General features: G+C 52.7%; 11 protein-coding genes. 10 read left to right on the top strand and 1 reads right to left on the bottom strand.

What is annotated here, in order from left to right; all coding sequences use genetic code 11:
* Positions 1–418 precede the first annotated feature (418 nt).
* From VA599_RS10490 to VA599_RS10460, 7 genes are all read left to right on the top strand, one after another.
* Positions 419–706, top strand: a complete 288-nt coding sequence (locus VA599_RS10490; RefSeq protein WP_346788515.1) for a hypothetical protein — start codon at positions 419–421, stop codon at positions 704–706.
* 246 nt (positions 707–952) lie between these two features.
* A complete protein-coding gene (locus VA599_RS10485) occupies positions 953–1,903 on the top strand; it encodes a DMT family transporter (protein WP_346788514.1) in 951 nt (316 codons plus the stop codon).
* Positions 1,904–2,189: 286 nt separating this feature from the next.
* On the top strand, positions 2,190–2,627 hold the full coding sequence (locus tag VA599_RS10480) for a toxin-activating lysine-acyltransferase (RefSeq protein ID WP_346788513.1): 438 nt from the start codon (positions 2,190–2,192) through the stop codon (positions 2,625–2,627).
* A 65-nt stretch (positions 2,628–2,692) separates the two neighbouring features.
* Positions 2,693–2,887 carry a hypothetical protein gene (locus tag VA599_RS10475; protein ID WP_346788512.1) on the top strand — a complete coding sequence of 65 codons (195 nt, stop codon included), beginning with the start codon at positions 2,693–2,695 and terminating at the stop codon, positions 2,885–2,887.
* A gap of 565 nt (positions 2,888–3,452) precedes the next feature.
* Positions 3,453–5,636 (top strand): type I secretion system permease/ATPase, encoded by a 2,184-nt coding sequence (locus VA599_RS10470; protein WP_346788511.1) that lies wholly within the window; start codon positions 3,453–3,455, stop codon positions 5,634–5,636.
* On the top strand, positions 5,624–7,120 hold the full coding sequence (locus VA599_RS10465; protein WP_346788510.1) for an HlyD family type I secretion periplasmic adaptor subunit: 1,497 nt from the start codon (positions 5,624–5,626) through the stop codon (positions 7,118–7,120). Before VA599_RS10470 ends, VA599_RS10465 begins: the two co-directional genes overlap by 13 nt.
* A gap of 60 nt (positions 7,121–7,180) precedes the next feature.
* Positions 7,181–8,476 carry a TolC family outer membrane protein gene (locus VA599_RS10460; protein WP_346788509.1) on the top strand — a complete coding sequence of 432 codons (1,296 nt, stop codon included), beginning with the start codon at positions 7,181–7,183 and terminating at the stop codon, positions 8,474–8,476.
* Between the two features lie 12 nt (positions 8,477–8,488).
* On the opposite strand, the gene VA599_RS10455 is transcribed toward VA599_RS10460, so the two are convergent.
* A complete protein-coding gene (locus tag VA599_RS10455; RefSeq protein ID WP_346788508.1) occupies positions 8,489–8,908 on the bottom strand; it encodes a transposase in 420 nt (139 codons plus the stop codon).
* 384 nt (positions 8,909–9,292) lie between these two features.
* Here VA599_RS10455 and VA599_RS10450 point away from each other — a divergent pair, with 384 nt between their 5' ends.
* From VA599_RS10450 to rtxA, 3 genes are read left to right on the top strand one after another with little or no spacing between them, the layout of a single operon-like run.
* On the top strand, positions 9,293–9,622 hold the full coding sequence (locus VA599_RS10450; RefSeq protein ID WP_346788507.1) for a hypothetical protein: 330 nt from the start codon (positions 9,293–9,295) through the stop codon (positions 9,620–9,622).
* Positions 9,623–9,639: 17 nt separating this feature from the next.
* Complete coding sequence (locus tag VA599_RS10445; protein WP_488153980.1) at positions 9,640–10,101, top strand: toxin-activating lysine-acyltransferase; 462 nt, start codon at positions 9,640–9,642, stop codon at positions 10,099–10,101.
* Between the two features lie 21 nt (positions 10,102–10,122).
* Positions 10,123–23,400, top strand: coding sequence for an MARTX multifunctional-autoprocessing repeats-in-toxin holotoxin RtxA (gene rtxA, locus VA599_RS10440; RefSeq protein WP_346788505.1), 13,278 nt, complete (start codon positions 10,123–10,125; stop codon positions 23,398–23,400).
* Positions 23,401–24,338 lie beyond the last annotated feature (938 nt).

Raw genomic sequence — 24,338 nt, 5'->3', positions numbered from 1 at the left:
GGGCGTTGTTATGTTTGCATTTGAAGTGTTCTGTGCTGAGCTCCACTTGAACGTTGTTTCTATCATTGTTGTGTTGATTAGTGCTGGTGTGGTTTATCTTGTTTTTATGATGATACTGTTGCGTAGTCGAATGTAAGAAGTGAGTTGGTGTGAACTGTGAGATCGGTAGGTAGGGATGTTGGGTGGTAATAAGGTTTGTGCTTGGGTGCGAATTTTCACAATGCAGAATTAATAATGTTGTTTGGTGTTTTTGGTGGTGAATTATTCTATTAATTCAGTATTGGTAAGGTTAGTAAGGGATTTTACTGGAACGGAATGAAGGAAAAGGTTTGGTATTGATTTGGGTAAGGTTGTGTCAGAGCAATATTTTTTCACGCAGGTAAGATTGCGTCACTGAAATTAGTTTGTGAGATTTGGAATGTGGGCAAATAAAATTGTTGGGGATATGGTGCTGCCTGAGCTTGGTGGTATGCCGAAAGGCTCCATGCTTTGGCGTAGAAGTGCTATGGAGAAATTGCATTTGGTAATTGGTGATCGAATTGCCAAGTTGGTAAATGATAATTGTAGTGATGTGAAAATATATCGAGTTCATCGTATATGTAGTCATGTTTTGAAGTCGGGAACCATGGATGGTTTTGTTTACTTAACGCAGAGAGAGCAAGACGAAATTATGGATGTGATGAAGCAGCTTGCATTTAAGTCTTGATAAGTTGGAATTGTAGGATTTGATTGCTGGCGAGTGAAAGGTTGAAGTGTTGTGTAAATAAGTAGCAGTTATTTAATTGAATGCTTAGAGGTTTTTTATTTTCTAGCTGTGGTTGATAGATTTTATTCGGTAGGCTTTTGCTTAGAGTATCCTGCACTGGGGAGTACGTTAAAATAGTCTCGATTAGTTTTTAATGTGTGGGGTGATGTAATTCCTTGGCTCTGAGCGAGTCCATTAGGTGTTGGTATGGCCTATGTATTGCTAATTTATAGAAGTAGGGCGTTTATGTTTCATAGCTTGCTATTTATTTCTGTTTGTTTAATTTGGGGGAGTACATGGTTAGCAATGGCAATCGCTATTGAAAGCATTCCACCATTATTTGCAACTGGATTAAGATTTATTTTTGCAGCTCCGTTACTAATGGCATTGGCAAAGTGGCGTGGTGTGTCTCTGAAATTCACTGGCAGAGTTGGATTAAGCTGGGTTGCCATAGGATATTTTGCAATCCCCTATGGCTTGATGATGCTGGCGGAGCAATATGTATCTTCTGGTTTTGCTGCCGTGGTATTTGCAAATATGCCGCTAGTTGTAATGTTGGTCTCTATGATTCAGCTGCGCGAGAGATTCAAATTGTTACAGTATGCCGGGCTCTTGGCTGGAGTAGTGGCGATGATTAGTATCTTACTGGAGGAGACTCGAATTGGAGGGGGTAATTATGTATTGGGTGCCATTTTATTAGGCGGGGCCCTGTTGATGCATGCGGTATTTTATGTAGCAGTACGTGCCCATTTTTGCAAAGTGCATGTTTTGAGCTTTAATGCAGTGCCAAGTTGTATTGCAGGGATTTTGCTATTAATTATAGGCTGGGTATGGGAACAGCCAAATTTATCAACCTTTGGCTTGCCCTCAATTTTTGCTGTTTTGTACCTAGGAGTGATTGCTAGTATTGGTGGCATTGTCGCGTATTTTAAGCTCAATCAATTGAGTTCACCGTTTCAGGCGTCGCTGTGTTTCCTGGTATTTCCTTTGGTTGCTTTATTGCTGGATAAGTTGGTGCGTAATCAGCAGCTGTCTGAACAGTCTTATTGGTTATTGATTCCCTTGTTTATTGGGATTGTATTGTGTAAAGCACCCTCGCTGAGTTGGGCTAAGAATATTTTGATTCAGTTGTTGGTTTTTATAAAATGCAAAGCTTGAACGATATTGCAGCGTGAATGATGCGATGCAAGTTGCCTAATGTTTGGCCTATGTGGTGAGGTTAGTCGTGTAACTGGTTTTTATTGGCTATGTAGCAAGTGTGAGGGGGTGATATTGGTTCTTTAGACTAAAGGATATGCTATTTTTAAGTTGAAATGTGGTAGGTAATTTTTAAAAAATATGAATATACTCCTTGTGCAGTTTTTGTGATAGTGGCTGAGTTGAAGTGAAGTAAAACTAACCAGTTAAATTTTATGAGGAAGTGATTTTGATAAGGCGTGGTGACTTGGTTGATAGTAGTGATTTAAGTAAATTGGTAGGCGGTGTCATGCGTTTGAGCCAGTATTCGGCCATGCACCTTGATTATACTGTCCTGCAATGGCAGAGAAGAATTTTGCCATCAATTAATTTAAATCAATATAGCTACTATGAGGATGAGGATGGGTGGCCCATTGCTTTTTGTAATTGGGCGTTGGTTTCTTCTGAGGTTAGAAATGTTTTGTTAGCTGGTGAGCGTGATCTAGCAGTATCAGATTGGGCATCGGGAGATATTGTAATTATAACGGAGTTAATTGCTCCTTTTGGTAATGTGAGAGCTGTTTTAAATGACTTAAGGAGGCGTGTTTTTTCTGACAAGAAAGGTCAAGTTGGCTATGCCGTTCAAGGGGTGGTTCATGTAGGGAAAGGGTATTTTTCTAGAAAAGTGCGATGGTTCACTGTGTAAAAATTTAAGGTAGGTTGGTTGATATATTATTGTTTGAGACTTTGTTGGAACCGAGGGCGTTGCTGATGGCATTCAAGAAGGAATATGTAATATTGTTAATTTGTGCCACTGTTATTTTGGTGGTGTCTGCATGTGGAGTTTGGCATGAGTTTATCGCTTTTCAATCGGCCAGTGAAATTTTATCAGGTGAGAATGAAGAGCCTATTATGTTGGGTGGCGAATCGAGTGGAGGCCAAGGGTTTGAGGCCATGTGGCGCTGATCTATTCAAGTTAGCATGTCAGCAAATAGGAGAGAAGTCCTAGATTTAAAGATGGGTTAGCCTTTAGTGATTTTTTCTAACGATAACACACTGTACATACCGCTGGTGGTATCCGGAGAATTAGCCTGCTAGGGAGAGTCTGATTGTCATCGCCATGGCTGGTTGCAAAGGCCTGCCTCGCTTCTAGATATGCTTGTCTAGGTCACCGTATGGCCTGACATCAAAGCTTTCTACATGGCTGATCTGCATTGGATGGCTTGATTCAATGCTTGATTTATGTATTGTACGGATCTACCGTAATCTGTATGCGATGTCGTCGAAGTAATCGGTAGTGATCAGGTATTTCAAGCTCGGCCATTAATCAGTTGGCTGCTCAGAAACCATATTCCAAATCTAATTTAACCGCATTGCAGATTGCAATGGCGTACGTACGCCGTTTTACAGGCTCCACACGGTTATGTCGTTGAGCAGTTAGACTTTGTTTGTGATGCAAAGCGAAATTGTGCGTGATGAATGATTGAGTTAATAAGTCCATTTTTCTAATTTTTATGATCATGCTTGATATATGACGCAGCTTTCTTATGAAGATCCCTCCAGTGTTAATGTGAAGCAGGATGCGGCGAGCAGTGCCATTGGTTGCTTAATAATTTTATTTCAGTTCTTAAGACGGCCAGCTAATGATGAGCAATTGCTGAGAGAGCTGGCGGGGCAACCTGTAGATGGATTATTGCTGGTGAGGCTTTGTCGCCAAGTTGGCTTAAAGTCTCGTCGCGTCAAAGCATCTATTCACCAGCTGGAACGTACACCACTGCCGGCGATTGCGGAGCGCCAGGACGGAAGCTTTGTTTTGATTGGCAAAGTGGCCGGTGGCCAAGTGTTGCTTCAAGATGGGCTCAGCGGTGAAGTGTCCATGCAGTCTTTGGAAGCATTTGAGGCTGATTGGAATGGATATTTAATCTTTGCGACTCAACGTGTTCCACTATTGGGGCAAGGGGGGAGTTTTGATCTCGGCTGGTTTATTCCTGCAGTACTGAAGTATAAGCGTCTGCTGGGAGAGGTACTGCTGATGTCATTGTTCATTCAGTTGTTTGCCCTGGTTTCACCGCTGTTTTTCCAGGTTGTGATGGACAAGGTGCTGGTACACCAGAGTATGAGCACGCTTAATGTACTGGTTATCGGCTTGGTGGCGGTGGCTGTGTTTGAGGTAGTTCTGGGGGGCTTGCGCACTTATGTGTTTTCTCACACCGCTAACCGTATCGATGTTGAGCTCGGCGCCAAATTATTCCGTCACTTGCTAAGTCTGCCGATGGCGTACTTTCAGTCGCGTCGCGTAGGTGAAACGGTAGCAAGGGTGCGCGAATTGGAAAATATTCGCGAGTTCATCACCAGCTCGGCATTGACCCTAGTAATGGACTTGCTGTTCACCGTGGTGTTTTTGGCTGTGATGTGGTCTTACAGCCCGCAGCTGACCACCGTGGTATTGCTGTCGCTGCCATGTTATGTGCTGATTGCAGTGCTGGTGACGCCGGTTTTGCGAAGACGGATTGACGAGAAGTTTCGTCGCAGCGCGGAGAGCCAATCGTTCCTGGTCGAGTCTGTGACCGGTGTGGAAACCTTGAAAGCGATGTCAGTGCAGCCGCAGGCTCAGGCGCGTTGGGAAGAGCAGCTTGCTGCTTACGTAAGCGCCAGCTTTCGTGCGGCTAACCTAGGAAATATCGCCGGTCAGGCTGTTCAATTGGCGTCCAAACTTTGCAGCGTACTGATCTTATTTTTTGGTGCTAAGGCTGTAGTTGAGGGGGGGCTGACTGTTGGTCAGTTAGTGGCGTTCAATATGTTTGCCGGGCATGTTACCGCGCCGGTATTGCGCTTGTCCCAAATGTGGAATGATTTTCAGCAAGCACGACTGTCAGTGGAGCGCTTGGGCGATGTACTTAATAGCCCTACCGAGCCGGGGTACGATCCAAATCGTTCCAGCCTGGAGCGGATTGAGGGACTACTTCGTTTCGATCAGGTCACCTTCCGCTACCGCCCTGACAAGCCCGAGGTGCTGCGCCGCATCAGTCTGGAGATTCCCGCTGGGCAAACTATAGGCATTGTCGGTCCGTCGGGCTCTGGCAAAAGTACGCTGACTAAGTTGGTTCAACGCATGTATGTGCCGGAGTCTGGCCGCGTGATGATTGATGGCTTTGACTTGGCGATGGTGGATACCAGTTGGCTGCGCACCCAGGTGGGCGTGGTGCTTCAGGAAAACCTTCTGTTTAACCGATCTGTACGGGACAACATTGCCTTATCCGATCCGGCGATGAGCATGCAGCGGGTGATCGAGGCTGCGAAATTAGCCGGTGCGCATGATTTCATCCTGGCTTTGCCGGAAGGCTACGACACGCAGTTGGAAGAGCGTGGCAGCAATCTATCCGGTGGACAGCGTCAGCGCATCGCCATTGCCCGTGCCTTAGTGACCAACCCGCGCATCTTGATTTTGGATGAGGCCACCAGCGCGCTGGATTACGAATCGGAAAGCATTATTCAAAGCAATATGCGCGCTATTTGTCAGGGCCGGACTGTATTGATCATCGCCCACCGGCTCTCCACCGTACGGCATGCCGACCGCATCCTGACTATTGAAAACGGCCAGGTGGTTGAAGATGGCAGCCATGAGCAATTACTCGCCTTGGGTGGGCGCTATGCGCGGTTATGCGCCTTGCAGGCCGGAGGAGAACTAGAGGAGGTGGCGGGATGCAAGGTCTGATTTCTCAGGCGATGAGACGAGTGGGACGTTTTGTGAGGCTGGCGGGGGCGTGGTTACGCGTTGATCTTCAATCCATCGTTTCAGCATTGCTTTCCTGTTGCCAGCGCTTGGGTGGAGGGCGACTTCGCACAGCCGCCGCGGCGTGGCAGCGCTGGCGCGCCGAACGCCCTCAGCCTTATCAGCGCGAATTCCTGCCGGCGGCGCTGGAAGTTCTGGATACGCCGGCCTCTCCAGCTGGGCGGGCGGTGGCCGGTCTGATCGTATTGCTGTTTTCGCTGGCGCTGATCTGGTCCTGCGTGGGTGAAGTGGATGTTCATGCGGTGGCCAGCGGACAACTGGTACCGGCAGGCGGGGTGAAGTCGGTGCAACCGCTTGAAGGGGGCATCGTTCGTCAGATCAAGGTGGTCAATGGCCAGCATGTGCGTGCCGGTCAGGCCCTGGTGGTGCTGGACAATAACGAACAGCAGGCCGACTTGTCCCAGCTGCAGCGTCAGCGGCAATTGGCGCTGCTGGACATTTCCCGTTTGCAGGCAGCGCTGAAGGGTATGGAGCAAGGCCAGACGCCAGCGCTGTCCAAGCTGACGGGGGATCGGCAAGACTTGAACCAGCAACTTCGCTTGCAACAACAGCTGGGGGCTCATCAAGCGCGTGTTGCCACCTTGCAGGCGCAGTTGGCGGAGAGTCGAGCGGTGCTGGCAGCCAGCCAACTGGAGCAAGCCAAGCTGGCCTCCCGCTTGCCCTTGCTGGCGGAAAAGGCGGAGGCATGGAAGCAGTTGAGCGATCAAAAAATGGGTGCGCGGTTGCAATGGCGAGAGTTTGACAACGAGCTCCATGCCACGCAACAAAGCTGGCAAGTCGAGCGGCAGCGCAGCGCCCAATACCAAGCCAATATCGCCCGCATTCAGGCGGAACTGCGGCAATACCAGGCGGAGGTTCGGCGTCAGACGCTCACCGAACTGGCTGATGCAGAAGACAAGGCCGCTGAAGCGGCATTGAATATTCTTCGTTACAGCCAGCGTGAACAGCAGCGTGTTTTGCGCGCACCGGTCAGCGGCCATGTGCAACAACTGGCGATTCACACGGTAGGAGGGGTGGTGCAGGCTGCGCAGCCTTTGATGGTCATCGCCCCGGACCACGATACCCTGGTGGTGGATGCCAATGTGCTTAATCAGGATATCGGCTTTGTCCGGGCCGGCCAGGCGGTGACGCTAAAAGTGGATAGCTATCCCTACAGCAAGTACGGCACGCTGAGCGGACGCGTCGAGCACCTTTCGCAGGATGCGATCCCCGACGAAAAGCGCGGTCCCATCTACGCGGCGCGTATCCGGCTGTCGGCGCCTGCCGTCAGCCAGACCGGCATTGAACTGCCGCTGCAGGCCGGCATGGCGGTCACCGCGGAAATCAAAACAGACAGCCGCAGAGTCATCGACTACTTGCTGTCTCCCATCAAAGAAGTGTTCAGCGAAGCCATCAAAGAACGCTAAGCCTGACAGCGGCACGCCGTGCTGCAGGCGCTGGCGGCCGCTTTTTCCGAAAGTGGACAAGTGATTAGCAAGCAGAATTTTCTCCATCTGGCGCTGCTGAGCATGCTGGCAGCGCCAGCGGCAGCGTTCGATCTGGTAGATGCCTGGCGCGCCGCGCGCGAATTCAATGCCGAATATGCGGCGGCCAGCGCCGATTTAAGCGCCGGACAAGAACGGCGCGTGCAAGGTTTGGCGGGCCTGTTGCCGCAATTCAATGTTTCCTATCAGCACACCAACACCATGCCGACCACTCCGGCCGCCGCCAGCCCAAGCGCGGCCTACAGCTACGGCGCCAATCTCAGCATACCCTTGTTCGACCTTGGCAAGATGGCAGCCTACCGGAAAGGCGTGCTGGCCAGCGAACTGGCGAACAACCAATGGCAAGCCAAACAGCAGCAGTTGTTGGCGGCCGTGGTGCAAGCGTATCTGGACGTGCTGCACGCCCAGGAGGCCTTGCAAGCCACCGCGGCCAGCAAACAACTCTATCAACTGCAATTGAAGCAGGCACAGCTCCAACTGACGGTGGGCACCGGCACCACGCTAGACCTCTATGAAGCGCAAGCGGCGCTTGATGGCGCCGACGCCAAGGAAATTCGCGAGCAGAACGAGTTGGCGCAGCATAGCCAACGTTTGTGGCGGCTGACCGGCCTGGATGCCTCCCAGGCGCAGCACGCCGGCGACGTACTCGCCGCACCGCCTGTGGATGCCAACCTGGCCGAATGGCTGCGGAGAGCGCATGCCCATAGCCCGGAACTGCGCGCCGCGGAACAAGCTTTGGCGCTGGCCAAGGCGGACGTGACGGAAAAGCGCGGTCTGCACCTGCCGGTGCTGGCCTTGTCCGCGGCGTATAACGACAGCCGTAATCCCGCCAGCTACCCCCTGCGTCAGCGCGGCAGCAGTGTGGGCGTCAGCGTTACCTTGCCTTTGTATGCAGGCGGTGGCCATCGCTCGCAGCTGCGCGAAGCATTGTCCCGGCAGCAAGCGGTGCAGGACCGTTTGCTGGAAACCCAACGCCAGCTGGACGAAGAGGTGAGCAAAGCCTGGCGCAACCTCAATAGCAGCGCCGCCTTGCTGCGCGCGCAGCAGCGGCTGTTGGCGTCTAGCCAAAACAAGCTGGCGTCAACCCGGTTGGGCGTCAAGGTGGGGATTCGCACCAATCTGGATCTGCTGCAAGCGGAGCAGGCTGTTTACGACGTGCAATCCGGCATTGTGAGGAGCAAGCACGGCTATTTAAAAACTCAAGTTGTATTGGCTCAATTGGCTGGAGTCCTTGATGAGGCGGAGTTGGAGCGGATTAACTGGGTGATTCGGCGTTGATAAGAAAGTGAGTTAGTTGTTGATTTTTAAAAAGGGCTTTGTTGCACAAATCTGTTTAAGACCCGCTAACAAAACCTGTCGACAAATCGCAGAAATATCAATGAGAAAGCCAGCTTGAGCAAGGCGTAATGCGTATCCAGCCGCCGCTCGAAGCGGATGCGCAACTTGCCGAAGCCAACTAGCCAAGAATGGGTACGTTCTACGCCCCGAGGTGGCGACCCAATCTCTTGCTCTAGCTGACAGGCACAAGCCATAGTTTGCGCAATAAAACCCAGGGGATAAGGACAAACCAGTGAAGGTTTTCACCTGCTTGTACAGGCTATGGCTAGAAACCCCAAACCAAGCGAAAACCTCGGCCACGGAGTAGCCACGCTCGGTGACTTGTTTGACGGCTTCTTCTTTGAATTCAGGGGTGAAACGCTGTGTGCTCATGGATATTCTCCTAGGCTCAAATCATAGGTCAGGATTGCCTGCAGGAGCCGGATCAGTCCAGGCTTGCCAGTTGATGGTTTGGTACTTGGGAGGGAGGGGCTTGCTCATGCGGCTATTCTACCGAGCGGGTGCGAGCCCTGATTCGTGTAACAAAGCCATAAACAATGGGTAATGAACATTAAGATTGGCTAATGGTTATTCAGTGTGTCTTTAAGGCGATTTGTTTTATGCTGAAGAGGTGTGTTTGATTGCTTTCTTTGCTGAGTTAGTAGTTGGTTTGTTGTATGTGTTTTCTTTAGTAATTTTAGGATCGGTGTCGCGCCACATTGATTCGACGTATCTTTTGAATGGCGTAATTTTAATGGATTAGGAGTGGTTAATAGCATGAGCGAGAAATTTGTACAAACGGTCTCTAGTGTCAACTATAACAATGGCGTCTTTTCTCTCCATTTTGTTGGCCAAGATCAAGATAAGTTGATGTTGGGAAAAATAGAGAGTGGGGATGAGCAACTTGTTTTGAAGCAAACCATTCATCTGCCCGCGGCTGGTTTTATGTATATGGTTTCAATGATTAAAAATATGTTGGAGGACTCGAGAATGGAGAAGGAGTTTGAGCGTTTGATTACTGTTGGCATGATTGGGGCTGCTGATGAGCCGGAGCAAGGAGGCATAGAAATGATGGCTGAATCGAAAAGTGGCCGTCAAAAAAAATGATGATAATGAGGTAGGATGTGGCCGTTATTTTTCATGCGTGTGAACTAAGTCAGACGCAGAGGCAGGCCATGCTGGGTGGGGTGATGTTGTTGAGTCAACATTCCCCATTACACCGTCGTTATTCTGTGTCGGAGTGGTCGCATCGAATTTTGCCAGCGTTTGAATTAGGTCAGTTTTGTTATTATGAAGATAATCAAGGACGCCCAGTTGCTTTTTGCAACTGGGCGTTGGTGTCTATACCGGTACGCAATGTTTTGTTGTCTGGGGAACGAGATTTGATCAGCACGGACTGGCAGTCCGGTGATTTTGTATTTTTTCCTGAAATGATTGCTCCTTTTGGACATGCACGAACTGTAGTGAGGGATTTGCGTCAACGAGTATTTGCTTCTAGGAAAGGCCAACAGGCTTGTACTGTGCGCGGAGCAATTCATGAGGATCAGGATTGCTGCGTGCGTAAGGTACAGTGGTTTTTGATTTGATCGAACAATAAGGGATTTCACATGGGTATGAGTGTATGGAGAAGTGTTCAATATTTTTTTACTGGAAGTTATGTTGCGGATGATGGGGATAATACCATCACTGCAATAGGGTTCGGCGGCGTCATTCACGCTTACGGCGGTGATGACTACATTACTGTCGGATCGATTGGCGCCACTGTCTATACGGGAACGGGCGATGACACTGTTAATGGGGGGGCTGCCTATCTAAAGATAGTTGACGAGTCAGGATGGTTAAAGGTTAGGGGTGCTGCTGGCTATGCGGCAATCGAAAAGACTCAGTCGGGTAATATTGAGTTTCGTGGTTTGAGCGGCGCAACATCCATCGAACACGATGGGCAATATGGAGATGTTGACTATCAAGGCGCGGCATTAGCTAATTTTTTAAAAAGGAGAGGCGTATCCGGTAATATTTTTTTTTCTGGAGCAGGTGGTTACAATCAGATTGACCATCAAACTCAGGTAGGCAATCTGCATTTCAGTGGAGCAGGAGCTGGGAATAAGCTGGAGCGTGGTGGTTTCCAAGGCTATCAAGGTTCGCGCGGTAATGTCGTTTTTTCGGGGGCTGGCTTAGCTAATATTATTAGCTCTCGTGTGGAGTCTGGTGATGTGAAACTCCATGGCGCAGGTGCATATAACAAGGTGCTGCGCCAAGGCCGAGATGGCGATGTCGAATTTAAGGGGGTTGGGGGATGGAATGAATTGTCCCGGCTTCGTCATGAGGAAGATGATTTTACTTCCACTCATGGTGATATTTCTTTTGCCGGGGCGGGAGGGTATAACCGGCTTATATCTGATGTGGCTAGAGGTGATATCCACTTTCAAGGGGCTGGTGGATTCAACCGCATTTCTCGTCAAGGAAGTGCTGCTGCAGACCCTTTTGCCTATGCGGAAGCGGCGTCAGTTCGCCTAATTTCAGCATCCTTGGGTGGCGAGTGGATTACCCAAGCCAGACCTGTGACTGCGGTAAAATCAACCGTCCAGTCCAATACTTATCTGTTTGCCTTCTTTGATGGCACGTATACCAAGGTCAATCAGGTCGAGCTGTTCAATGATCCTTCCAGTGGCGCTTTGCGTTATCTTTCTACCTCCTGGTACCAAGCAGGTAATCATCTCGATCAACTAGCCTCCACGCGTATAGGCGAACAAACTGGCTTTACCTCTACCCAGAGCAATGGTGCTTATCGACTGACAAATCTGGTTTATGAATGTCAAAAAACAGTCCAAGTGCAAGTGGTGGAAAATGAAGTTCAGGCGGGGCGCTGGGTCAGTTATGGCGGGGGGGTGAAGCAGGCGGTACAGAATATGGCTATTACTTCTGCCAAGCTGGGAGGGCGCGGAATTGATCCAGTTGGTGATAAGCTTGATGTTGCCGCCATTAAGTCTCTGACTCAGCCAAACCGTTACATTTTTGCCAAATACTTGGATGGTTACACCAAGCTGGTAGTGCTGGATCTGGTCAATGATGCGGAGACTGGGGAGACTAAATACCGCACTAGCGCTTGGCGTAAATGCGGGAATCATGTGGCGGCTATTGCGGAAGAGACTATTGCAGAAAGCTCAGGTTACAGTGTCGTTAGCAATGATGATTTTGTAATTACTGAAATTCAATACCAACTGAGTTCTGCCCACACGGAAACAGGCCGCCTGCCCGCAACTCAGGAGTTTTCCGCTCAGGATTTGGTGGCAAACCGTCGTCAGACAGGCGATAGTGAAGGGGATATTGTTTTTGAAGGTGCTGGTGGCGGCAACCTGATTGAGTCGGATGTGACTCAAGGTGATATTCGTTTCAATGGCGCAGGTGCGGCCAACATCATCATCAAGAAGGGCCGGCGAGGGGATTTGGTCTTCCGTGGCGCAGGCTTGGCCAATGTGTTGCTGCACTTAGGCGCAGAAGGACGTATGGATGTATACGCCGCCGGCGTAGCTAATGTTTTGATCCGTTACGGTGATGGCGATTATCTTGCACGCCTATTGGCTTATGGCAATATTTCCATCCAGCAGGGTAATGGTGAGAGCCAGGTGCTGATGTTGGGGGGCTTTAATAGCCATACTCATATCGGCCGGGGGCGCGCGCGTTGGTTGGCTGCTGGCGGTTTCAATATCTTGACAAAAGTGGGCGCAGGCCCGGTGGATGCTGTGCTGGCAGGTGGAGGCAATGTGCTATCGGTGCTGGGCGGTGGGGATTTGACGGCCGGGCTGTTAGGGGGCGCCAATGTCATCACTCATATCCATGACGGAACTGGTGCGGCGAATACTCGGGTTATCGCGCTTGGCGGAGCCAATGTGCTGACCAAGCATGGTGACGGCAAGCTGCAGGCATTGCTGGGCGGACAAGTCAATGTGCTGACGCACATCGGGCGTGGCGATACCCAGGCAATCATGCTTGGAGCGGCCAATGTGTTGACCAAGGTTGGCAACGGCGATTTGAGTGCCGTGATGCTGGGCTGGGGTAATGTGCTCACTCATGTGGGTCATGGCCAGACGGTAGGCATTATGGCCGCGGCAGGCAATATTTTCACCAAGGTGGGCGATGGCACATCCATCGCCGCCATGGTGGGGGCTGGAAATGTGTTCACCCATATTGGACAGGGCGATGCTTGGGCGCTGATGGGTGGAATGGTTAACGTCTTCACTAAAGTGGGCGATGGCAAGGCGCTAGCCTTGATGGTTGCCAAAGGCAATATCTTTACCCATATCGGCAACGGCTTGACTGTGGCGCTGATGTTGGCCAAGGGCAATGTGGCAACCAAAGTGGGTAATGGCATGACATTGTCGGCCATGATTGGTGGCGCGAATGTGTTTAGCCAGATAGGCAATGGCGAGACCTTTGCTGTCATGCTAGGCAAGGCCAATGTGTTGACCAAGGTGGGAGATGGCCTGTCAGCAGCTCTGATGGTGGGTAAGGCAAATATCTATACCCAGGTGGGCAATGGGGTCAGCCTGGGCCTGTTTGCCGGCAACCTCAATCTGATGACTAAGGTAGGCGGCGGCACAACGCTGGCGGCAATGTTCGGCAAGGCTAATGTTATGACCCATGTAGGTAATGGCATGACAGGGGTGTTGGCCTTGGGCAAGGCAAATATCATTACCAAGGTGGGGGATGGCTTCCTGGGGGTATTGGCGAAAGCCAAGGCCAATGTAGTGACGCATGTGGGGAATGGTGTCACGGCTGCCTTGTTGTTGGGCAAGGGCAATGTGTTGACCAAGGTGGGGGATGGCGCCACCGTGGGCCTGTTGGTTTCGGATGTGGGTAATGTGCTGACTCAGGTGGGGGATGGCCTGCAAATTGGCTTTGCCAAGGGCAAGGCCAACTTTGTGACCAAGGTGGGCACGGGCAGCCAAATTGCAGCAGCCTGGGGAGAACTGAATGTATTGACGCATATCGGTAACGGCGTGGGAATGCGTGCGGCCAAAGGGCGTGCCAATGTTCTGACCAAGGTGGGGGATGGTGATCAGATTAGCGTCGTTAAGGGCGATGCCAACCTGGTGACCCATGTAGGGGACGGCGACGATTACGTCGGCGCCTGGGGCCGGGCCAACCTGGTGACCAAAGTGGGCGCGGGCCGACAGGTGGTGCTGGCCAAGGGTGATGCCAATATTATCACTCAGGTTGGGGATGGTGATAGTTATCAAGCTTTGTTGGGTCGAGCCAACTTTGTGACCAAGGTGGGGAATGGTATCCACGTCACAGCGGCCAAGGGCGACGCCAACCTAGTCACCATGGTAGGCGATGGGTTAAGTGTGACTGCCACTTACGGCAAGTTCAACTGCAACCTAAAAGTGGGCTCAGGCACCACCGTCAATGTTGCCTGGGGCAATTACAACCTCAATACCCAATGGGGCGACGGCCTCAATGTGGCGGTGATGAAAGGCAAGGGTAATGCCAATATCCAGGTTGGCGACGGCATGATGATTACTGCGGCCTATGCGCGGAATAATGTTGTTGTCAAAGTAGGTAATGGCGACTTCTACTCCCTTGCGGTGGCTAGCAGCAATACCACAAGCAATAAATTGGCCGAGTTGTTTGGCAATATCAAGCAGACATTGTTAGGCCTTGGGGCCAGCCAGGCCATCAATTATTTGGTGCAGGGAGATGAGGGTGCGACCTCAGGTGTTTCCCGTCAGGGCCGGGGTGGTTTCAACTTGCCGGCAAGCTCGAGAAAAGGGTCTGTAAACCAGCAAGGCGAAGCCGGCGGGGAAGAGGAGGGCACGGGTGTGGCTCTGGATGAAGTCCAGCAGCTGCAAGGTTTTGGTTTGGACGAGATCAGCCAGACAGACTCGACTTTGGCCAGCGACTTGAGTGGTCAGATATCCCAGCCTGATACCGTGGATGATGAAGAGCAGCAGGCCAGCCGACTGACGATTGACGAACAGGGAGGGGAAAAAACCAACCTAATCGTCAACGGCGATTTCGAGCAACATGGACATGGCTGGCAATCAACCCATGGTGTTGAAGCCTGGTCTGCCAGCGGCTATGGACTGGCCGCAGAGGAAAAATATGGGCAATTCTCCAGTGAATTGTCCACTGACCGCAATACAACGATTTATCAGGACTTGGAAGGACTGCGTGCTGGTCAGGTCGTGACTCTGGACTTTGATTTTGCACGCCGCTTGCAGGCGGGCCTGGATCACGGTATCGAGGTGCGCTGGAACGGTGTCTTGGTGTTCAGCAACGAAGGGGGCGCGGCTGAGTGGCAGCATAAGCAATTGCAGTTTACCGCGGCGGCGGGAAGCAACCGCCTCTCTTTTAGCGGAACTGGCCCGGAGGACACCTTGGGCTATGTGATTGACAATGTCAGTGCATATGCAGAACAAATGCCTGATGTCGAAGTGCCACAAGCAGGGACGCAGGTGAGCCAGGACCAAGCCGCGGCTGAGCGGGATCGTCAACGCCTGGAGCAAGAGAAATCACGACAACTGGAAGGCATCGAAGCTAGCCGGCAACAACTGGAGGCCAGTGATGAGCAGCAATTGTCCCGTAATGGCGATTGGCTGAGGGGTGCATTGAATAAGGAAGCCGAGGACGCGACATCCCGCTTGCATCAGATGAGGCAAGGGCTGGACGCGGCTGGGGCGAAAGATTATCAGGGCGGCTCCGGTCAAACATGGCGAGATCGTTTTGCTTCTAATTTGCCGGCGGAGGCTCAGGAACAATTAGAGAAATCGCAAACGGCGGCCTCCGGCGCCCTGCAGCAGCTGGATGATCAGCACCAGCGGCAACAAGCAAAGCATCAAGACGCTGTGCAGAAAAGCGAGCAGGGGCGACAGCGCAGCGAGGAAGCGCGACAACAAGGACGGGATCATGTCCAGGAGGCTGTTGCCAACGGGGATACGCAGGGCCGGCAAGCTCAGACTCAGCAACAAGGAGCGACGGCTCGGCAGGATCAGGCGCGCCAGGATGTAGCGCAAGCGAGGCAGGAAGGTGAGCAGGCGGAAAGTGGCAGCCGCCAGAAAGTAGGTCAGGCCCAGTCCGATGCCAAGAGCTTGAAGCAACAAGGCGATGGCAAGCCAGAGCGAGATGTCAGACGTGCAACGGGAGAAGCGTCTCCCCCTCCCCGAGATATTGCAGATGAGCCGGATGAGGCAGTGGAGCATGATGGCGGCGATGAGCTCGACAATGATGTGGACTTGGAAGCCAGTACGGGCTTGACAGAGTCGGAACTAGCCGGCTTGAGCGGCGCCAAGGCCGCGGTTAATCGCTTGCAAATCAATGCAGGAGTGAGAGGTCGGCTTCCTTCCGTCTCGGGGCCGGATCAAACGAGGCATCAAGTACCTGTGTCGCGGTCCAAGGGCATGGCTGAGGGGCACCTGAAGGGTTTGGGCAATGACGGTGAAGCTGGGGAGGCTCAGGCTGGGCAGGAGCTTCCGCCATCATCGTTGTTGAAGCAGGTATCCTCTTTGCAAAACCAAATGGCATCAGAATCGCAAAGCATGCCTAAGGAGTTGAGAATAGGTGTCAGCTTCCGTACCGATGGTAATGGCAAAGCGCATCTGGAACACGACTTGAAGGCTATTGAAGCCTTAAACCAACTTAAGAATAAAGACGGCGAACCACTTTTCCCTTTTAAAATTGTGCCGGTCACCTTGCCGGTGGGGGCTAGTGGAAGTGCTACACCTGATCGCAAGGCTGCGTGGTCCGATCTGGATGGCATTAATTTGTTGTATATCCCCGGTGCGCCTACTGCGAGCGATGTGCAAGTGGGGTCTTCGTCTCCAAGCTCTCCTTCTTATACGGAGGAGTTGAACTTTAATCGACAGATGCGCCCCGAGCCCCCCAGCAAGCCCGACGAACCTGAGGCTCCTGACGCGTCTGCGAGCAAGAAGCGGCAGAATAAATACAATGCGGAATTGGCTCAATACAAGAAGAAGCTGGCCCAGTACGAGGTCCAACAGGGGCAGTTTGAGAAGCAATTAGCCAAATTTGAGCGTATCAATGGTGAGCATCAAAGTCGCAGTGCATATGAATTGAGGCTATTGGAAATCGCGCGGGCGCGTGGTATTCCGGTTATGGCGGTATGCGCGGGCTCCTGGCGTTTGCTAGAAGCCTACGGCGGGGCTGTTCGGACATTGCGGCGTACCAGCAGCCGGGATAATCACAAAGCGAGCGGTCAGAATCCGTGGCAGCTGGAGCACCAACTCCGGCTCATGGAGGGTAAGATTCCAAGCCAGGTAATGGGGTCCCAGGTCGATGCGGATTCGAATGTCGAGGGTGTCAACTCGACTCATTGGGCAGTGCCTGTGCATGAAGATACCCCGGATGGGCCGAAACTACGTGATGGGGCCGGTACTCCGTCGCGCTGGTTGAGTATCTCGGCGGAGGATCCAGACACTAAGACCGTTGAAGCGTATGAGTCGCGCCATGGCGCGCCGGTCATGGGCTTGCAATGGCACCCAGAGGCCTACTTGCCAGGTATGTTGGGAGAGTCGTCGGGTTCGGAAGACGCCCGAGAACTGAGCCGCGCTATTTTTGAATACATGGTGTGGTCTGCACAAACGGCCCAGCAACGAACTGAGCTGGTGGCGGCTATAAAGCGACATATGGCACAGAGTGGCGATGAGGAGTCTCCCTCACGCGGACGTGTTACGGATGACGAGGACTTGGAAGGCTTGGGAGAGCCGCGCCGATCTGAGAGTGGACGACACACTCCTGAAACGGAAAGCCGGATTTTCGATGGCCTGATCTCGCGTGAAGCGTTGCAACGGGAGGCCTCGGTGTTCGCCAAGCGGATGGGACCAGCGTACCGCGCGATTCTGGACGATCTTGAGCGGCTGCCTGCCGCCAGCGGCGACACGCAGCTAGCTGCCGGCTTGGCCTTGCATCAACGCGTCAGCCGTTATCTGGCGGAGCACCCTACTTCTGGACGCAATTCGGCCTTAGGGCGGCTGCGCGCGCAACTCGAAGACAAGATGTTTACGGGCGGGATGCAGGCGCTGCGCGCAGACCTGCTGACAGTGGCGAGAGACAATCCGCAATTGGCCCTGCGGCTATATCAACTGGCTCGGGAAGCGGCACGGAGCGGCGAGGCTGAATTGGGGGCGGAGGTATTGCGTTGGGCGCGTTCCGATCCGGACGCGGCGCTCGCCAGCCTTAACGCGATGATTGACGATGAGTCTGGCAGGACTTGGTGCGCAAGCCGCGAGGAACTCGTTCGTATAGGTGAGACGACGCGGCGGGCTATGGCCTCCGCTAGCAACGATGGTTCAGACCATGATGCGACGTCGTTGGCGGGCTCGGCGTCCGGAGTAGGTGACAGATCTAGTCCTGCGCGTGCTTCAACGGGGCGGTTGGACTTTGTCGAGCAAGTGATGAAGCAGCCGGATGCGGATCTGGAGCGTTTCCTATTGCGCAAGAATCCCGCCTTGAAGCCGGTGCTCGACTATGTATTCCGGGATATTGATTTGCCGGATGGCCGCTTTAGCCGGATTACGGCCAATTTTATATCCAAAGAGCATTTGCTGGCATTCAGCGTGGCATCCAGCCTGGGCAATTTCGCGGTTAGCGCGCGTGAGGCTGGTGGACTGACGTTGGAGCGCTTGGCGGATGGCGCAGCGGCCAAGGGACACGATATTCTGGAAAAAACGGTCAAGGCCAGTTCTTTGGCAGGCGCCTATGGCGAAGAGGAAGGGGCCCGGAAACTGGAGGTGTTGCAGCAGCTGGGGCTGGCGGGACTGGTTGGTCATTGGGATCCGGAAACCAAAGCACTGCTTGGCTTCTATGTCACTAAGGATCTGTATGATCAGCGCGATGAGGCCGATGCTGCGGCGCGAGCCTTGGGGGAACGTGTTCAGAAGGTGGATGCTGACCATTACTATCTCCCAGTGGATGTGAGTGACGCTGAGTCCATGCGCAGTAGTACCGAGACATTGCGCAACAGTCCGCAGTGGCAGCAGAAAATGTATACCGGAGATTACGATCTGCATGACATGCTCAGCTTTAGCGGTCGCGCGCATTCAGTGCCTAGCAGCAGCCGGAGCGAACGTTTCATCCGCGATATGCTGAATGCGGCGGTTGCCGCCAAAGACGAGAGCCGGCCGCTTCGTCGCGGCTCACACCATACGGTGCAGCACGGCCCGCAGGTCAGCTACCCGGCGCATATGGGGGCGCATGAAAAAGGCGTGCCGCTGGTGGGCGCAGTTGCCAATCCTTCATTCCCATTGGCCTTGTGCGATAGGGGGGTCTGGCAACCCGTCATTCATGATGTCGCCCAACTGCAAACGGCTTATCGGAAGATGGGGGCGAATCTGAAAGTGACCTGGCAACCGGGAGAGGACCACCTTCGTTTTGTGCCCGATGGTGATGCTGGTCAAGTGCGGATGGAGCGCCGCCCATCGGAAGAGTCATCCGGAGAGTCGGATGAGTCTAGAACCCCAAGCGGGGCGGAAGGTGAGTTCAATAGATCGCCTGCGGAGGAGGATTCGGCAGATAAAAGACAAGAGCTTGAGGGGCTGGGTGGGGATGGCTTCAAACGCGGAAGTGAATTAGGCAGAGACCATGTACTTACCATGGAAAATGACGGCTCGGCCCCACGGGAAGGCTCCTCGCGTAATCCCATCCGGAATTTCCTCAGCCGTGAACTATTTGGTTCCAGGGAGGCGCGACGTACTGTTGGGGATTTGACGCAGGATCAGGTTCGCTATGGAGTGGACTCGGGGGGGAGTAGCGAAGTGACTTTGCGTGGCGAGGCCGGACGCTTGACGGGATATTATCATCACTCGGAAGGTGATAATCCGGATAAAAAAGTGGTGCTTTTCCTGCATGGTTCCGGCTCTACCTGTGAAGATCAAGCAAGTGATATCGCAGACCACTACCGCCAGCAAGGGATCGATATGCTGGCTGTCAATTTACGAGGCTATGGCAATAGCGATGGTGCTCCGGATGAGGCTGGCTTCTATCAAGATGCACGCAAAATGTACCGTTATCTGGTTGATGAGCGGGGTGTCTCGCCGGACAAAATCATCATCCATGGATATTCCATGGGAGCGCCTATTGCTGCGGACTTGACGCGCTATGCTTCTAAGCAAGGCGAGTCCGTGGCGGGCTTACTGCTGGATAGACCAATGCCTAGTCTGACTAAGGGAATGGCCGCTCATGATGTTGCAGGCCCGGCAGGCGTTTTTGGCGCAGTCGCAAAAAGGGTGAATGGTCAATTCTCCGTTGAAAAAAATCTGGAGGGGATGCCAAAAACAGTACCAATTATGTTGTTGACTGATAGCGAAGGGATGGGAACTGAAGGTGAAAAGCTTAGACAGCGCCTAGTCACGGCGGGCTATCAAGTGAGTGGCGAGTCCACCGTGTATACCCATGCAAACAGTGCTGACTTGATGAAAGACTATGCCGGCGAGATTGTCAAAAATCTATTCCAGGCCGAGGCATCGTCGCAGTCAGGAACTGACGATTCAGTCGACAGCCGACGCTTGAAGGGGCTAGGGACAGAATCGAGTACGTCAGGCTCTGATACGCCGCCCCGCGTGCCTTCCGTAGATAGGTCCACGGCTTTGGATAAATGGCGCACCGAGCCAGTTTCTCCGCGTAGCCACGATACGGCAGAAAGCCGTTTTGACGGCCAGCTGATTTTCCAGATGGAGAACGATCCAGTGGCCGCCAGGGCGGCGGCGCGCTTGGCCGGCAAGCATCCGGGCAAGAGCGTAGTGGTGCAAGTGGGAGAGGATGGCCAATACCGCGTGGTGTATGGAGAATTGTCCCGTCTGAGCGGAAAGCTGCGCTGGCAGGTGGTTGGGCATGGCCGTGAAGCAGGGGCGGATGGATATGACCGCTTGAGCGGCTATGATGCTCAAGCGCTGTCCACACGTTTGCAACAAGTGAGCAATGATATTGCGCGCACTCATAATGTGAACCAGCAACCGGATCATGTCAGCTTGGTTGGCTGCTCTTTGGTAAGCGCTACTAGCCGGGATGGTTTTGCGCGCAGCTTTTTCGAGACGATGGAGCGTACGGTGCCAGGTGTGAGCGTATCGGCGCGTAGTAGCACGGTGGATGTGGACTCCCAGGGCCGCAAACGTACGCGCAATGAACAAGGCGAATGGCTGCATAAGGCTGCGGAGCACAAAGTGGTGTATAGCCGAGGAGATGACCAGCAATTGCAAATGCGGCGTGAGGCGATTCGCAGCGGCGTGGCAGAAGGGGATATCGATCTGGCTCAAGTGGGACGGCCGCGCCGCCCCGGTGCTCAGGGGGCTATCGCCGACAATCAAGAAGTGTTCAAGGCCCCGAAAAAGCGGGCGAGGCCAGAGCAAGAGCAGGCTGGCGGCGCCGATAGCAAGCGCTTGAGTTATTCAGGCAATATCCAGCTACAGCTTGGGGATGGCGAGTTTACCACTGTCAACTGGGGCACCTCCAACCTGGGGATCAAGGTTGGCACCGGTGGAATGAAGTCACTGGTTTTTGGCGATAACAATGTGATGGTGCATATTGGCGATGGCGACAGCCGACATAGTGTCGATATTGCTGGTTATCGCGCCTTGGAAGGAGCGCAGCTTTTTATCGGTAACCGCAACGTCAGCTTCAATCTGGGGCGCAGTAATGACTTGATCGTGATGGCTGACAAGTCCATTCCAACGCCACCGCTGGTGAACCCCTTTGATGGAGCGGCGCGAATAGCGGGTGTTTTGCAAACGATTGCTGGTGATCGCCGCCAAAGCAAATGGCTGAACGCTCAGTGGGAACAGTGGACATTGGCTGGCGCTAAAAAATATCTGGCTGATATGGTGGGTCTGGATCAGGCCAGTAGTGTCGATTATGCCAGCCTGACCGCGCTGGACAGCCAACATGAGCGCAGTAGCCGCGGTCTGAAGAGCGATATCGAGGCGGGTTTGAATAAAAAGTTCAACCAGTGGCAAGCCAGCAAGGGACAGCAGGAGGGGGGCAAGTTGAGCCGGGCTGACAAGCTACGCCAGCTGAATGAAAAATTGGCGTTTAATTTCAGCGTGGGCGGACAGGGCGCGGATATCCAGATCACCACGGCTAACTGGAACTTCGTATTTGGCGATAATCTCCAGTCAATTCTGGATACCAATCTGGGCTCTTTATTTGGCCTGTTGACCCAGCAGTTCACAGCTAGCGGTATGGCCAAGACCACCTTAACCTTTACGCCAACTGATTTGCCGCGCCAGCTGCGCAATCGCCTATTGGGCCGCTTGGCTGGGGTCAGCGGTGACACCACGTTGGCCGATATATTTGGCGTGGATTACACCGCGCAAGGCGGATTGGTGTCCAGAACCGGCGAGGCCATTGACGCGCCCGCCATGCTGCGTGAAATGCTGTCGGTCATCGCTGAGTTTGGCGGAGAGCAGCTGGCTGCATTCACCGACCCCAGCCGTTGGTTGGACGCATTGCAAGCGGGGGCAGCTTTGGGCAAGGATGCTTTATCTTCTTTTGCCAAGACTCATGGTTTGCAAGCGGCCGAACCAGATGAAAAGGATGACGAGAAGCCTGTGAGCGAGTCTGCGGCGACGGAGACGGATCGCAAAGCTTTTGGTCTGAATGCCTTGCAATTGCCAAACCTGTTTGCCACGCTTTTTAGTCAGGATAAGCAGGCGGAGATGAAGCAATTGCTTGAAAACCTCAAGCAAAACTTGAGTGCGGATTTGCTCAATATGCAAGAGCAGACTTTCGACTTCCTCCGTCACAGCGGCCATTTGCAAGGTGATGGCGACCTCCATGTTTCCTTAGGAAACTACAATTTCAACTGGGGGGGCGATGGCAAGGATTTGGGCGCCTACCTGGGGGAAAACAACAACTTCTGGGGCGGTCGCGGCGACGATGTTTTCTATGCCACCGGCACCTCCAACATCTTCTCCGGCGGCGAAGGCCATGATACTGGTGTGCTGATGGGGAGGGAGAACATGATGTTTGGCGGCGCGGGCGATGATGTCGCTGTGCTGGCGGGCCGTGTCAACCATGCGTATTTGGGTGATGGCAATGACCAAGCGTATGTTTTTGGCGAGGGCGGCATGGTTGAAGGTGGGGCTGGGCAAGACTATCTAGTGACCTCCGGCAACTATAATCGTATCGATGCGGGTGACGGACAAGACTTTGTTGTAACGATAGGCAACCATAATCAGGTGAGCCTGGGGCAGGGTGATGATTTTGCCGTGATATTTGGTAATCATAACAATCTACAGGCTGAGCATGGCCGAAATCAGATTAAGTTGATGGGCTACCACGCGGTGATCACGGGTGGAGATGGACGCGACCACCTGATTGCCGATAGCGACTCCAAATTCAGTGAGCTGAATGCGGGCGCGGGTGACGACTTGCTGGTGCTGGGTGGTTACCAGAACCGCTTTGCTGGCAGTGCCGGCTCCGATAGTTTTGTATTTTCGGAGGCGGTGATCGATTGCGAAGTCATTGACGTTGATGGCGATGACTATATTGTTCTGGATGATATTGATCAAAAAGACATCTGGTTCAAGCGCAATGGCGATGATTTGCAGTTGTTGCTGAACCGATGCGATGAGGCTGGGGAGGCTAGCGACCAGGCTCGCTTCGAGCAAACCGGCGTAGCGACTTTTAGCGGCTATTTTGCCGAAAAACGGGCTCAGCTTGTCTTGGAGTTGGGTGAGGTTCAACAGAACGGCTTACGTTCTTACACTGCGCTTAGCCATCAAGCCGTGGATGCTCTGGTTCAAGCCATGAGCGGTTTTACTCCGGAAGCAGGTCAAGCTGGTTTTACCAGCAATATGGATCGGTCCGCTAACAGCGCAGTGCAGACGGCTTGGGGGATGACTGCGCGAGGGGAGAGTAAGCTGATCTTGTAAACCCGTCGTGATACGGAAGTAGAAGGATTTCCTGCCCCTCTGTTTCGGAATGGCTGGTTTGGCATGTGAATGTAGGAATAGCCCTGCCATGGTATATGGCAGGGTTTTTATTATGTTGATTATTTAAACTAGGGAAGGTCAGCTAATTGGGCTTTAAAGTCACGTGCTACTCAATACCGGAGGGCCGTCGCTCTTTGTAGGGCTTAGTGTGAGGCTCACGAGGTATCTGGGAAAGTGGGGGTGGTTCACAGTGAGGTGGTGAATGCATTGAACGCACTGGGTTGCGGCTTTGGCCTGGCAGATGGTGCGCTTATCACTTTGAAGACGGAGTAAGGGGCGACGGGGGAATATCTGGTGTTGGGAGAGCGTGTGGAACTGAAACGAGTGGAAAGGGCGGATGGACAAGTTTGTGGCCATTCCGCGGACCTTCTGCGGCAGGCGATGTGCAGCCTGCATGCAGCAGGCGATGGCGAGAGCGTCTTGCCAAATCCATCTCGTCATAAAGAGGAACTGTCGCTGACGCTGCCTATATAAGTAAGATTATTTGTTGGTAATAGCCCTGTCATGGTATATGGCAGGGCTTTTTTATTGTGCTGATTCTTTAAACTAGAGTGGCATTGATTTTATGTTTTAAATTTGAGTGCTTGCTAAATGCTTGCGGAGGTGCGTGGGTTTCGTGTTTTGTGGTAATTGCTGCTGATTTTGATGTGGGTTTTGTTGCTTCAGATTGGCTGATTCGTGTTCATGTATCTAAAAGTTTTATGTTTTTGGTTTGCTGTTGTGGTTGTTCTCATCTTGGGACCGTGCTTGGTATTGAGTGCTGCTAGGAAATATATCATTGATCGGCTTTGTTGGTGAGTTCACTTTCTTTTCTGTCTGGACCGCACTTGTAGTATTGGTCAGAGGGCCTGATTCGTGATTTTGCATACGACTTTTGC

This window comes from Chromobacterium indicum (assembly GCF_039708975.1).
Lineage (GTDB): Bacteria > Pseudomonadota > Gammaproteobacteria > Burkholderiales > Chromobacteriaceae > Chromobacterium > Chromobacterium piscinae.
The sequence above is the reverse complement of the archived record's forward strand: the minus strand, read 5'-3'. Positions and strand labels throughout refer to the sequence as shown.